Here is a 13,086-nt window from a genome sequence, read left to right as displayed (position 1 = left end):
ATTATGCGAGTAGCACTTGGAGTTGAATACAACGGCGCACGTTATAGTGGTTGGCAGCGTCAATCACATGTAAATAGCGTACAGCAAGAAGTAGAAAAAGCGTTGTCGCGTATTTGTAATCATCCTGTTGAAGTTATATGTGCAGGGCGTACAGATGCTGGTGTGCACGGTACAGGCCAAGTAATACACTTTGAAACGCAAGCCGATCGCGATATGGTCGCATTTACACTAGGTATGAATACTTTAATGCCTAAAGATATTGCTATTCGCTTTGCCCAACCGGTTGCTGATGACTTTCATGCCCGTTTTAGTGCTACAGCTCGTCGTTATCGCTATGTTATTTATAACTCCCCCCTACGAGGTGCGGTATTAAACGAGGGGGTTACGCATTTTCATCATCATCTTGATGAAACAAAGATGCAAGAGGCGTGTCAGTACTTAATAGGTAAACACGATTTCACCTCTTTTAGAGCGATACATTGCCAAGCGAATACACCGACAAGAACAATTCATCATCTGTCGGTACAGCGCCAAGGTACTTACGTTATTATTGATATTAAAGCGAATGCATTTTTACATCACATGGTACGTAATATCACAGGCAGCTTAATGGATGTTGGTTTACATAAACAACAACCTATATGGATAAAAGAGCTACTTGATTGTAAAGAACGCGCAAAGGCCAGTGCTACCGCTAAGGCTGCTGGTTTGTATTTAGTGGATGTTGACTACCCTGAGCAATTTAATATTCCTCAAACACCTTTAGGCCCTTTATTTTTGCCTGATATAGATGTGGTATAAGTACTTTTTATGAGCACTTTTAACTACTAAGACCAGTTTTTTATACCGCGTTAGTGTAATTCATGTTTTAATTGAAAAAATTTGTCTGCTAATTGCTATTAGCAGGCTCGCGACACAGAACAGTATTAAGAGAGTTGCAAATGAGTTGGCTAGAAAAAATCTTACCTAAAACGACAAAATCATCAGGTCGTAAAGAAATCCCAGAAGGTGTTTGGGCTAAGTGTACATCGTGTGATTCAATTTTATATAAAGCTGAATTAGAAAAGTCATTAAACGTATGTCCTAAGTGTGACCATCACATGCGTGTTAGTGGCCGTAAGCGCCTAGAGCACTTTTTAGATGAAGGTGATCGTCAAGAGCTTGGTACACAACATGAGCCTAAAGACATTCTTAAGTTTAAAGATTCTAAAAAGTACTCTGACCGTATCAGTGCAGCCCAAAAAGCAAGTGGTGAAAAAGATGCACTTGTAGCTATGAAAGGCCGATTAAAAGGTATTCCAGTGGCAGCGGTAGCATTTGAGTTCTCATTTATGGGTGGTTCAATGGCTTCTGTTGTTGGCGCTCGCTTTGTTGATGCTGTTGATCAATGTTTAGAGCATAACATGCCGCTTATTTGTTTTTCTGCATCAGGCGGAGCACGTATGCAAGAAGCGCTTATGTCGCTTATGCAAATGGCTAAAACAAGTGCTGCACTTGCAAAAATGACGGAAAAAGGTCTTCCATTTATTTCAGTAATGACCGACCCGACAATGGGTGGTGTATCTGCATCACTTGCTATGCTGGGTGATATTAACGTTGCTGAACCTAAAGCGTTAATTGGTTTTGCAGGTCCTCGTGTTATTGAGCAGACTGTTCGCGAAACATTACCTGAAGGTTTTCAGCGTAGTGAATTTTTGCTAGAACATGGTGCAATTGACATGATTATTGACCGCCGTGAAATGCGCGATACCCTTGCACGCATTTTAGCTAAATTTATGAACTTGCCTTCTACGGAACAAGAGCATAGAGTAGCGTAAATTTCAGCTTTACTGATTACACGCTATGACAAAAACAATTCCTAGCCAATCATCAAGCCTTGATGATTGGCTTTTTTATTTAGAAAGTGTTCACCCAGCTAACATTGCAATGGGCCTAGAACGAGTTGCTAATGTTGCCAACAATATTGGCCTTTTAAACACTCCAAGTAAAATTATTCTTATTGCCGGTACAAACGGTAAGGGCACCACTGCACGTTGCTTAGAGTCGCTATTGCTAGCGCAAGGTTTTAGCGTGGGTACTTACGCATCTCCTCATTTAATTCGTTATAACGAGCGTGTACGAGTTAATGGCGAAGAACTGGCAGACCAATTTCATATAGATGCTTTTCACCAGCTTGAGCAAGGCCGTAAAGACACTCCTTTGACTTATTTTGAATATGGTACTTTGGGTGCGTTGGCAATTTTTAAACGCTGTAAGGTCGATTATGTATTACTAGAGGTTGGTCTAGGCGGGCGCTTTGATGCTACAAATATAGTAACTCCCTTTGCAAGCGTGATCACCACTATCGATTTAGATCATAAAGAGTACCTAGGTGATACACGAGAGTTAGTGGCTTATGATAAAGCCGGTATTTTTCGTGAAAATACGCCTGCTATTATAGGGGATTTAAATATTCCTCACACAATGACTGATTACGGCAAAGAAATTAATGCCAATATGACGTTGTCGGGCAGTGACTTTATTTTCAAAGAGAATGCTGAGAGCTTTAATTGGCAATATAAAGAACATAATCTTGTAATAGATAAGCCAGCAATACCGTGTCAAAATGCAGCAACTGCGTTAACTGCGCTAAGTGTTTTAAGCTTATTACCTAGTGAGCAAGTCATACGAAGTTGCCTCGCTAATTTAGTTGTAGAAGGGCGGTTTCAGCAGTTAAGCGCTGAGCCTTTAGTCTTTACCGATGTAGCACATAACCCTGAGTCGGCGCGTTATTTAGCCAATAAGTTATCAAGCTATAAAGATAAAGGCTTTAAAATTCATGCATTAGCCGCTATGCTTGCTGATAAAGATAAAGTGGGTGTACTCAAAGAAGTAAGTCACTTGGTCGATGAGTGGTCATTAGCGAGCTTAAGTGGTCCGCGAGGCGACACTGCAAGTAATTTACAAAATGCGCTGCAGGGTATATCTCATCATAATACTATCAATAGCTATGATAGTGTGGCACAGGCACTGAGTGTAATTTTACCAAAACAACAAAGTGATACTATGTTGATTGTATTTGGTTCATTTTTTACAGTGGCCGGCGCTATTAATTACTTTAAAAAATAGAGAGGATGTCGGTGAACTCAAGTTTTATTAATCGCTTAGTCGGAACAAGTATAGTAGTGATCGCAGCAATTGTGTTTATCCCTAATATACTCGATGGCGAAAAAGTGCATTATAAAGAGGGCTTTAAAGCGATACCTGATCGCCCTGAGTTCAAAACAATCGATCTTCAAGAGTCAATTGATGAAAACATGGCTAATGCTGAGCCACTAAAACAAGATGAAATTGAAGATATTCAAGCTGACGATGAAGCTTTTGAGCAGCAAAACGCTATTGATGAGAGTGACTACGCTGTAGAGAATAAAGTTGTTGAAGCGACTATTGAACCCAAAGCAACACCGATCACTAAGGCACCGGTTCAGGCTAAACCAAAACCTATTGCGCCTCGTAAAAGTGATGAAAACCTAACAAGTATGGCTTACGTTATTCAATTAGGTAGTTTTTCACATGTTGCAAATGTAAAAGCATTACAGGCTAAATTAAAAGTTGAAGGGTTTAAAACGTTTACTAAACCGATTAAAACCCCAAATGGGACGTTAACCAAGGTATTTGTTGGTCCTTCGCTTGATAAAAATGAATTACAAAAGCAGCTTCCCCAGCTGAAAGAGCTTACTAAATTAAATGGTAAAGTTACGCAATACGAAGTAACAAAATAATTTAAAAAAGGCTTGTATCACAAGCCTTTTTTTATTTATTTATATTTGTTTTTATCATTATCTTTATCTCACAATACCCATTCTATAATGTTAATTTTTTGTATTGACTACAACCCAGTAATCTCCCGTTTAAACTTGCATACTAACGATGTTTGGGTATAGAATGCGCCCCAAATTAGCGACTAATTGGTTCTTATGATCTGGGTTGATTACGCCATTATTGGCATCATTGCATTGTCTACCATCATCGGTTTAATACGCGGCTTTGTAAAAGAAGCAATGTCATTAGCGGTATGGGCTGGCGCCTTTATCATCTCTAGCTTATTTTACCAATATTTAGCTTCCTTCCTAACAACCATTTCTGAACCCCTTTTAAGAAATGCTGCGGCCATAGCCATATTATTCTTTGCGACGCTACTGTTAGGCGGTTTACTAAACTATATTTTAGGTGAGCTTGTACATCGTACTGGTTTATCGGGTACCGACCGTGTCTTTGGCATAGTGTTTGGTGCTCTACGAGGCGTGTTGGTCGTGAGCGCGTTACTCTTCTTTCTTGATGCTTTTACTGGTGCACCCAATACGCACTGGTGGGGCAATTCTATTTTGATTCCAGAATTTGGCTTTGTTGTTGAATGGTTCTTTTCGTACCTAGAAAACAACTCGAGCTTTTTAAATTCAGTAAACCGTTAATCGGCGAGGATAAATTACATGTGTGGTATCGTTGGAATAGTCGGAACATCCCCTGTGAATCAGGCGATTTATGATGGCTTAACTGTTTTGCAGCACCGTGGTCAAGATGCCGCGGGTATCATTACCATTGAGAATAATACGTTTAGCTTGCGCAAAGCAAATGGCTTAGTGAAAGATGCCTTTCACACACGTCATATGAAACGACTACAAGGTACAATTGGTCTTGGCCATGTGCGCTATCCTACAGCAGGATCTTCAAGCTCATCTGAAGCACAGCCTTTTTATGTTAACTCACCGTTTGGTATAGCACTTGCCCATAATGGCAACCTTACTAATGCAGAAGCTTTAAAAGAGCAGTTATTCTCAGAAGCACGTCGTCACGTTAATACAACATCAGACTCTGAAATTTTACTTAATATCATGGCACATGAATTAAGCAAATCTGATAAGTTGCATTTAGACCCTGAAGATATTTTTACTGCGGTAACCGAAGTAAACAATAAAGTAAGCGGTGGTTATGCAACTATTGCTATGATTATCGGCCACGGCATTGTTGCTTTTCGCGACCCTAATGGTATTCGCCCACTTGTATTTGGTAAACGCGAAACCGAAAAAGGTACTGAGTACATGTTTGCCTCAGAAAGCGTTGCGTTGAAACCGGACGGTTTTGAGTTTGTACGTGATGTAGCCCCTGGTGAAGCTATATATGTTACAGAAGAAGGTGAATTCCATTCACTTAGTTGTGCTGATAAGGCATCTTACTCGCCGTGTATTTTTGAATTTGTTTATTTTGCTCGACCTGACTCAACAATAGACCGTATGTCTGTGTACGCAACACGCGTAAACATGGGGACTAAACTAGGCGAAAAAATTGCACGTGAATGGGCTGACAAAGATATTGATGTAGTTATCCCAATCCCAGAAACTTCATGTGATGTAGCACTGGAAATCGCACGTGTACTTGATTTACCGTATCGCCAAGGTTTTGTTAAAAACCGTTATATTGGTCGTACATTTATCATGCCTGGCCAAGAGATGCGTAAAAAATCAGTGCGTCAAAAGCTAAACGCAATTGATCGCGAGTTTAAAGGTAAAAACGTATTATTAGTTGATGACTCAATTGTTCGTGGTACAACATCAGCACAAATTGTTGAAATGGCCCGAGAGTCTGGCGCTAAAAACGTTTACTTTGCATCAGCGGCACCTGAAATACGCTTCCCTAATGTGTACGGTATTGATATGCCTTCAGCAGCTGAGCTTATTGCTCACGGACGTGAAGTAGAAGATATTAATGCAAGTATTGGTTCTGACGGTTTAATCTTTCAATCGTTAAAAGATTTAATTGCTGCGGTTAGCCAAGAAAATCCTGAAATTACTAAGTTTGAAACTTCAGTATTTGATGGCCAATATATTACTGGCGATATTGATCAAAACTATTTAAATCGTATTGATAAGCTACGTAACGATTCAGCAAAAAGCACCCGCGAAAGTGCGATGTCTTCAGGTTTAGAGATACACAACCAAGACGAAAACGAAGCTGATTAATGATTAGTTAATAAAAAGTCGTTACACAAACAAAAGGAGCTAATTAGCTCCTTTTTTGCGAAGGAAAGAAAGGGAACATTTCTATCAAACATGACTCTTTTTTTAGGTGAAATTTATTAAGTAAACATTGGGCTAACAATCCCATTAGTCCAAAGCATAGCTGTTACAGCTAAAATAATAACCAGTAATATTAATCCACACGTTACTACCGAGCTGGCGTAAATAAAGCCGCGCTCTTCTGGGATATGCATAAGTATTGGTACGCCGGTATAGAGTAAATAAACCGAGTAAGCCAGTGCAATAATTCCAATACACACTACAAACCAAAGTACAGGCCAAAAAGCGGCGAGTGCCGACATAAACACTGGTGTTGCAGTATATGCTGCAAGTTCAAGTGTTTGTGTAAATGTAGGTTTAGAGCCAAATGTAACCGCCATCCAATGGGCTAAATACGCCAATGCAAAAACACCCGCTATTAAAGCAAAATACATTGCACCTGCAATTAGCAGTGCACTATCGTGCGTTAAAAATACGGGATTGCCTGCACCTATACTCCATCCTAAATAAACAGATGAGTAGTAGCCCATTATTGAAGGAAATAAAGCAATCAGTAAAATATGCGACAAACTATAGGTTAAACTTTCATGGCGATTATCTATTGTTTGCCATTCTTCAAGTGGGTGAGCATAAATGCCCCAGAGGTGATTTAGTATCATAGTACTTACTCCATAAAAGGAACGTATTATTGTTTTGGTTGGTTTATTTTTATACAGTCTATGTACAGTTATGGTTCACTTATTTTGCAAAGTCAAGTTAACTCGTTATTAACATTTAGACGCAGATAAGGGCTTTGATTTATCCCAAGCAAAATTTCGTGTTAAAATAACGGTCTATCAAATTTATTTAGTAATGAGCAGTCAACGTGCCACATAGCCAACTTTTAGAGCCGATTAATAACTTTTTATTGTGTACCACCCCAGAGCAATGGGTGGAGCAAGCAATTAAAAAAGAAAACTTATCAGTCATTTTAATAGATCACTTAATTTGTGAATTAAAAGCAGCTCAAAGTGCGATGTTTTTAATACGTAAATACGCGGTAGATAAAGAGGGTAGTGATGCATTACTCGAGTGGCTAAAGCCATTTGAAACGCTTATTTACAAGCGAGAAGGGAATTGGCGCGATCTGGCTGCTAAAAATAAGCTCACTAAATCAATAATTCCTAAATCGAGTTCTCCATACGGGCAAGGTCTAATCGATAAAATGGTTTTGCTGATAAAAGAAGAGCTGCATCACTTTTATCAAGTGCTCGAAATTATGGACGAGTACGGTGTTGAGTATCGAAGTATTACACCATGTCGTTACGCAAAAGGCATGCTCCGTCATGTTAAAACGTTCGAGCCCGATGCATTAGTCGATAAGCTAATAGTAGGCGCTTATATTGAGGCGCGTTCGTGTGAGCGTTTTGCAAAGCTTGCACCGCATGTTGACAAACGTTTAGGTGATTTTTATATTTCGTTGTTACGTTCAGAAGCGCGTCATTACCAAGATTATTTAACTTTAGCGCAAGAAATTGCTGATTTTGATATTACCGAACGCGTAAACTTTTTTGGTGAAAAAGAAAAAGAGCTAATTTCTACAACCGATACTGATTTTAAATTTCACAGCGGTGTTCCAATAGCGCAAAGCTAATTTTCTTTTAAGAAATTAATATACTCTGCTATTTTCTGATTGCTGAAATTATGTTTTTTCATAATTTTAGCAATGCATCCATTTTTAGTTATTATATCAATTCCTCTATTAAATTTTTGTAAGTATTCTTTGGCTCTATAATTTGATTTAGAGACAACTAAATATAGTTTATGAGAAGCAAGATCTGGCGATAAGTACTCAATATTATTATCATCTGAATCTTCGGTTTTAGTGTGTTCAAGCCAATAATTTCCAACCTCTTTAGTACCCGCGACTAAATCAATACGCCCTTGTTGTAGTAAATATAAGCTTGTAGGAAGGCTTTTAGTGGACGTTATTGCCAGCTCCCTATTTCTAGCAAACTCTTGGCTTACAACGGCATTGTCTTCTGTGCCAATACTATAAGGTGTTAATGATTGAACTGTACCATCGAAATTAATAACACTCTCTTTTCGTTTGAAAACTCCTGAGTGAGCAACTGCAAGTGGACGAGAGTAGTAAAAAACTTCATTTCTTTTTAATGAATAAAAAGCACCTAAAATAGCGGTTTTTCTGTTTTTTTCTAATAGCTTTAGGGCGCGGTCCCAGGTCGTAAACTCGGCTTCGCTATTAATACCTTGCGTTTTAAGAGCTGATTCGGCTATTTCATATAGCCAGCCATTACTAGGTAGGTTTTCGCTAAAATAGGGAGGGTAGTTTTCTGTAACAATTTGCCATGTTTGCTTGCTAAATACTTGTGTAGGAATGGCAATTACTACGATGAAAATTAACAGCTTAATCATTCAACCTCTCACTATTATTCATATATATAGATAAATAATAGTCAGAATTTTAAATTATGCGAAAGGCGTGCTAATTAATTCTTGTGATTGAGGGGTAACGACTAAATAAGAGCCTTGGGTATACCAGTCACCTAGCACTGTGCGAGTAAGTGTTTGTTCATTAACTTTATACGTATGAACATTAGGGCGATGAGTATGACCATGAATCATATTCGTAACGTTATGTTTGGCAAAGGTGGCAAGTACAGCCTCATCGACAACGTCTAAAATTTCGATAGGTTTATCAGCTTGGCTTAACTTACTTTTTTCGCGGGCATTACGCGCTATTTTTTTACGATACCAAAGCGGCATTGCAAGCATCAATTTTGGCCACCACCAACCACGGCTCTTTTTACGAAAGTTTTGATATTCAGTGTCTTGGGTGCACATTTCGTCGCCATGTAAAATAACGGTAGGCGTGCCATATAAATCAATGACTGTTTGTTCATCGAGTAATGTCATTGCGGCCATGTCGGCATATTGCTTGCGCATAATGAAATCACGATTGCCATGAATAAAATAAACAGGTGTGCCACCATCATTAACGGCGCTTAAATGTTTTGCTACATCGGCACTCAGTGCAGTAATGTAGTCATCTCCAACCCATACTTCAAAAAAATCACCCAAAATATAAAGTGCATCTACATCTTTATTTAATATATGTGTATTTAAAAAGTCAAAAAATGCAGCGCTAATGTCGGGGCGGTTTTCGCTTAGGTGTAAATCTGCAATAAAGTAAGTTTGGCGAGTCATAGGTCAGTCTATTCTAGTTTTAAAAAAACGGGCATATACTAATAGTACACACCCGCTTATATACTCACATAATATGAGTAAACGTTACTAGTTAACAGTAACGCTTTCGATGATCACATCTTCAAGAGGTACGTCTTGGTGAAAACCAGTACTACCTGTTGCAACTGCTTTAATCTTATTTACTACGTCCATGCCTTCTACTACTTCAGCAAAAACACAATAACCCCAACCTTGCGATGTTTCGCTGCTGTGGTTTAAAAAGTCGTTGTTGTTCACGTTAATGAAAAACTGTGCTGTAGCTGAATGAGGATCAGGTGTACGTGCCATAGCTAAAGTGCCTACTTTATTAGACAGGCCATTATTCGCTTCATTCTGAATTGGGTCGTTTACTTCTTTTTGTTCCATACCTGGAACAAAACCACCGCCTTGAACCATAAAACCATCGATTACACGATGAAAGATAGTGCCGTTGAAAAAATCAGCATTTGCATACTCTAAAAAGTTTTTAACTGTGTTTGGAGCTTCTTGCTCAAACATTTTAATGGTGATGTCACCAAAATTAGTGTGTAGAACAACCATGTGTTTTCCTATATCCGGTTTAAATATTGGCGCTATTTTATCGTAGTTGGCTAAGATTAACAAAGTAGATGTTTGGTTTGTTATAAAGCGCTAGAGCAGGGGCTTTTCAAGTGGTAACATAACTGTTCAAGTAAATAGTCAAGGACTCAAAGTAAATGGTAAATATATACAACACACTCACGCGACAAAAAGAGCAATTTAAACCTATGGTCGAAGGAAAAATCGACATGTATGTGTGTGGTATCACCATTTATGATTACTGCCATATTGGACACGCTCGTACTTTTGTAGGTTTTGACGTTATTGTGCGCTATTTACGCCATATTGGTTACGATTTGAAATATGTACGTAACATTACAGATATCGACGATAAAATAATTAAACGTGCGAACGAAAATGGTGAGTCAATAAACGACTTAACTGTGCGCATGACTAAAGCGATGCATGAAGATTTTGATAGCCTAAATATGTTACGCCCAGATATTGAACCAACAGTTACAAGCCATATGGATGAAATTATCGTTATGGTTAAGCGCTTGATTGAAAAAGGCCATGCCTATGTCGCAGCCGACGGCGATGTTTTGTTTGATGTATCAACGTTTGAGCAATACGGTGCACTTTCTCAGCAAGATTTGACTATGTTGCAATCAGGCTCTCGCGTTGAAGTAGCGCAAGATAAAGACGATCCACTTGATTTTGTGTTATGGAAAAAAGCAAAAGCAGGTGAACCATCATGGTCATCACCTTGGGGTGAAGGGCGTCCGGGTTGGCATATTGAATGTTCGGCAATGAGCTCAAAGCACTTAGGTGAGCATTTTGATATTCACGGTGGGGGGTCTGATTTACAGTTTCCACATCATGAAAACGAAATTGCCCAATCGTGCTGTGCAAACAACGGCAAGTATGTAAATACATGGATACATACTGGCATGGTTCAAGTAAACAAAGAAAAAATGTCTAAGTCGTTAGATAACTTCTTTACAGTGCGTGAAGTTTTAAAAGCATACGATCCTGAATCTGTTCGTTACTTTTTAATTTCAGGTCATTACCGCAGCCAACTAAATTACTCACAAGAAAATTTAGACCAAGCGCGTTCATCACTTGAGCGCATTTATACAGCGCTTCGTGATGTCGAACCGGTAGAGTGCGATTTAGAAGGTAATGAGTTTGTTGCTAAATTTAGAAAAGCAATGAATGACGACTTTAATACACCAGAAGCACTACCTGTGTTGTTCGAACTTGCTAAAGAATTAAACCGCGTAAAAGAAAGTGACGCAGTTCAAGCTGGGCAACTTGCGTTTATATTACGCAGTATTGGTAACGTTTTAGGTGTTGCTCAACAAGCACCGGAAGCCTTTTTACAAGGCGGGCAAGATGACGACGAAGTTGCGACAATTGAAGCATTAATTGTAAAACGTAATGAAGCACGTACGAGTAAAAACTGGGCTGCTGCTGATGAAGCACGTGATGCGCTTAATGCGTTAGGTGTAATACTTGAAGATTCAGCCGGTAAAACAACGTGGCGTAAAGCGTAAGCGTTTAAAGTAATACACGTTAAACAAAAAAAGGGTTGCCAAATGGCAACCCTTTTTTGATTTTTTAACAGCTTAGCTGTGATATTTCTCACACGCTTCAAGTGTGTTTTCAATTAAGCTCGCGACCGTCATCGGGCCAACGCCACCTGGTACAGGTGTAATAAAATGCGCTTTTTGTTCAGCCACACTGTATTGAACATCACCAACTAATTTACCCGTGTCTAAACGGTTAATGCCTACATCGATGACTATAGCGCCTTCTTTTATCCAATCTCCAGGTATAAATTCAGGTTTACCTACAGCCACAACTAATAAGTCAGCGCGGCGAACATGCGTTTCTAAGTCTTGAGTAAACTTATGGCATACTGTGGTAGTACAACCCGCTAATAAAAGCTCTAGCGACATTGGACGACCAACAATATTTGACGCGCCAACGACAACTGCATGCATCCCTTTATAACGTACACCCGTTGAATCAAGTAATGTAATAATACCTTTAGGGGTACATGGGCGAAGGGCAGGCATACGCTGTGCTAATCGACCAATGTTATATGGATGAAATCCATCAACATCTTTATGTGGGGTAATGCGTTCTAAAATCTTTTCAGCATCAAGACCTTTTGGCAGTGGTAACTGCACTAAAATTCCATCAACTTCGGCATCATTATTTAGCTCGTCAATTAAATCTAAAAGAGTTTGCTCTTGCGTGTCTGCTGGTAAATCAAATGATTTGGAGATAAAACCTACTTCTTCACAGGCTTTACGTTTTGAACCAACATAAACTTGGCTTGCTGGATCAAGTCCTACAAGTACTACTGCAAGTCCTGGTGCACGTAAACCATTTGCTACACGTTCACTTACGCGTTCTGCTACAGCGCTACGTACTTGTTTTGCGATTGCCTTACCATCAATGATGTTTGCCGTCATGGGTGACCTTTAATTGGGGTTAATTAACTAGATACCGATACTCTAAAAACGAATGCATAATAAAATAGGGGTAAAAATGCTAATAAAGAAAACATACTCTTTATTTAACTCGTTTTATAATGTGCCTACTATTTTCGCAGAAAAGCATAGCAGCGCCAAGTTGCTTTTAATGTATATAACATTTGAGTTATTAAATAGTTTAAATTTCAGCCTACTATTGTAATATTTAACCATTGTGGACTAAAAATGAGCACTTGATTGGTTTTATTAAAAAAACGTTTGACCTAACCCCGTCAAATCACTATTATGCACCCCGTTGTCAACGAGGTCACTCGCTAACAATAATAAGTTTCGGCGATTAGCGCAGTTTGGTAGCGCACTTGGTTTGGGTCCAAGGGGTCGCAGGTTCAAATCCTGCATCGCCGACCATTTTTATAATTTATTATAATCGAATAGCTTATTGGTAAACTATGAAGTTTTCGATGCGCCCATAGCTCAGCTGGATAGAGCAACGCCCTTCTAAGGCGTGGGTCGAAGGTTCGAATCCTTCTGGGTGCACCATTTGAAAACATGTAAATATAGCGGTGATTGTAGCTCAGTTGGTAGAGCCCCGGATTGTGATTCCGGTTGTCGTGGGTTCGAGCCCCATCAGTCACCCCATTTACAACGAATATCGGCGATTAGCGCAGTTTGGTAGCGCACTTGGTTTGGGTCCAAGGGGTCGCAGGTTCAAATCCTGCATCGCCGACCATTTTCTTAAAATGGTCTTAAACTCTCAGTTTAAG

13 protein-coding genes and 4 tRNA genes are annotated in these 13,086 nt (G+C 39.3%); 12 read left to right on the top strand and 5 right to left on the bottom strand.

Translation table 11 applies throughout. The annotated features are described in order from the left end of the window. The first annotated feature begins 3 nt into the window (after nucleotides 1-3). From truA to purF, 6 genes are all read left to right on the top strand, one after another. Nucleotides 4-801, top strand: coding sequence for a tRNA pseudouridine(38-40) synthase TruA (gene truA / locus I6F44_RS04560; protein ID WP_007584098.1), 798 nt, complete (start codon nucleotides 4-6; stop codon nucleotides 799-801). Between the two features lie 140 nt (nucleotides 802-941). Next, entirely contained in the window at nucleotides 942-1,817 is an 876-nt protein-coding gene (gene accD / locus I6F44_RS04555; RefSeq protein ID WP_007376856.1) for an acetyl-CoA carboxylase, carboxyltransferase subunit beta, read from the top strand. A 25-nt stretch (nucleotides 1,818-1,842) separates the two neighbouring features. Continuing rightward, on the top strand, nucleotides 1,843-3,108 hold the full coding sequence (folC, locus tag I6F44_RS04550; RefSeq protein ID WP_024590974.1) for a bifunctional tetrahydrofolate synthase/dihydrofolate synthase: 1,266 nt from the start codon (nucleotides 1,843-1,845) through the stop codon (nucleotides 3,106-3,108). 11 nt (nucleotides 3,109-3,119) lie between these two features. After that, the gene (locus tag I6F44_RS04545) at nucleotides 3,120-3,761 is read left to right on the top strand and encodes an SPOR domain-containing protein (protein WP_197173352.1); all 642 of its coding nucleotides are present in this window, start codon (nucleotides 3,120-3,122) and stop codon (nucleotides 3,759-3,761) included. A 195-nt stretch (nucleotides 3,762-3,956) separates the two neighbouring features. Continuing rightward, complete coding sequence (locus I6F44_RS04540) at nucleotides 3,957-4,451, top strand: CvpA family protein (protein ID WP_007376853.1); 495 nt, start codon at nucleotides 3,957-3,959, stop codon at nucleotides 4,449-4,451. 18 nt (nucleotides 4,452-4,469) lie between these two features. Continuing rightward, on the top strand, nucleotides 4,470-5,996 hold the full coding sequence (gene purF / locus I6F44_RS04535) for an amidophosphoribosyltransferase (RefSeq protein WP_007580920.1): 1,527 nt from the start codon (nucleotides 4,470-4,472) through the stop codon (nucleotides 5,994-5,996). 116 nt (nucleotides 5,997-6,112) lie between these two features. Here the strand turns inward: purF and I6F44_RS04530 are convergent, their stop codons facing one another. Then, nucleotides 6,113-6,712 (bottom strand): Yip1 family protein, encoded by a 600-nt coding sequence (locus tag I6F44_RS04530; RefSeq protein WP_007580923.1) that lies wholly within the window; start codon nucleotides 6,710-6,712, stop codon nucleotides 6,113-6,115. Between the two features lie 206 nt (nucleotides 6,713-6,918). Between I6F44_RS04530 and miaE the strand changes: the two genes are divergently transcribed. Then, nucleotides 6,919-7,686, top strand: a complete 768-nt coding sequence (gene miaE, locus I6F44_RS04525) for a tRNA isopentenyl-2-thiomethyl-A-37 hydroxylase MiaE (RefSeq protein WP_007580925.1) — start codon at nucleotides 6,919-6,921, stop codon at nucleotides 7,684-7,686. Here miaE and I6F44_RS04520 read toward each other — a convergent pair. From I6F44_RS04520 to I6F44_RS04510, 3 genes are all read right to left on the bottom strand, one after another. Continuing rightward, a complete protein-coding gene (locus I6F44_RS04520) occupies nucleotides 7,683-8,468 on the bottom strand; it encodes a transporter substrate-binding domain-containing protein (protein ID WP_007580927.1) in 786 nt (261 codons plus the stop codon). The genes miaE and I6F44_RS04520 overlap by 4 nt on opposite strands. Nucleotides 8,469-8,522: 54 nt before the next feature. Continuing rightward, nucleotides 8,523-9,260 carry a UDP-2,3-diacylglucosamine diphosphatase gene (locus tag I6F44_RS04515; RefSeq protein ID WP_007580929.1) on the bottom strand — a complete coding sequence of 246 codons (738 nt, stop codon included), beginning with the start codon at nucleotides 9,258-9,260 and terminating at the stop codon, nucleotides 8,523-8,525. Between the two features lie 87 nt (nucleotides 9,261-9,347). Further along, nucleotides 9,348-9,839, bottom strand: coding sequence for a peptidylprolyl isomerase (locus tag I6F44_RS04510; protein ID WP_007580931.1), 492 nt, complete (start codon nucleotides 9,837-9,839; stop codon nucleotides 9,348-9,350). Nucleotides 9,840-9,994: 155 nt separating this feature from the next. Between I6F44_RS04510 and cysS the strand changes: the two genes are divergently transcribed. Next, on the top strand, nucleotides 9,995-11,374 hold the full coding sequence (gene cysS / locus I6F44_RS04505) for a cysteine--tRNA ligase (protein ID WP_024592761.1): 1,380 nt from the start codon (nucleotides 9,995-9,997) through the stop codon (nucleotides 11,372-11,374). A gap of 72 nt (nucleotides 11,375-11,446) precedes the next feature. Here the strand turns inward: cysS and folD are convergent, their stop codons facing one another. Further along, the gene (folD, locus tag I6F44_RS04500) at nucleotides 11,447-12,301 is read right to left on the bottom strand and encodes a bifunctional methylenetetrahydrofolate dehydrogenase/methenyltetrahydrofolate cyclohydrolase FolD (protein WP_002958348.1); all 855 of its coding nucleotides are present in this window, start codon (nucleotides 12,299-12,301) and stop codon (nucleotides 11,447-11,449) included. 352 nt (nucleotides 12,302-12,653) lie between these two features. Here folD and I6F44_RS04495 point away from each other — a divergent pair. The 4 genes from I6F44_RS04495 to I6F44_RS04480 all read left to right on the top strand — a co-directional run bounded on the left by I6F44_RS04495 (nucleotide 12,654) and on the right by I6F44_RS04480 (nucleotide 13,052). Then, nucleotides 12,654-12,730, top strand: a tRNA-Pro gene (locus I6F44_RS04495). Nucleotides 12,731-12,785: 55 nt separating this feature from the next. Then, nucleotides 12,786-12,862, top strand: a tRNA-Arg gene (locus I6F44_RS04490). Between the two features lie 23 nt (nucleotides 12,863-12,885). Continuing rightward, a tRNA-His gene (locus tag I6F44_RS04485) sits at nucleotides 12,886-12,961 on the top strand. Nucleotides 12,962-12,975: 14 nt separating this feature from the next. Next, nucleotides 12,976-13,052, top strand: a tRNA-Pro gene (locus I6F44_RS04480). Nucleotides 13,053-13,086 lie beyond the last annotated feature (34 nt).

Origin of the sequence: Pseudoalteromonas sp. NZS11_1 (assembly GCF_015864275.1) — a bacterium.
Taxonomy (GTDB): domain Bacteria; phylum Pseudomonadota; class Gammaproteobacteria; order Enterobacterales; family Alteromonadaceae; genus Pseudoalteromonas; species Pseudoalteromonas arctica.
The sequence above is the reverse complement of the archived record's forward strand: the minus strand, read 5'-3'. Positions and strand labels throughout refer to the sequence as shown.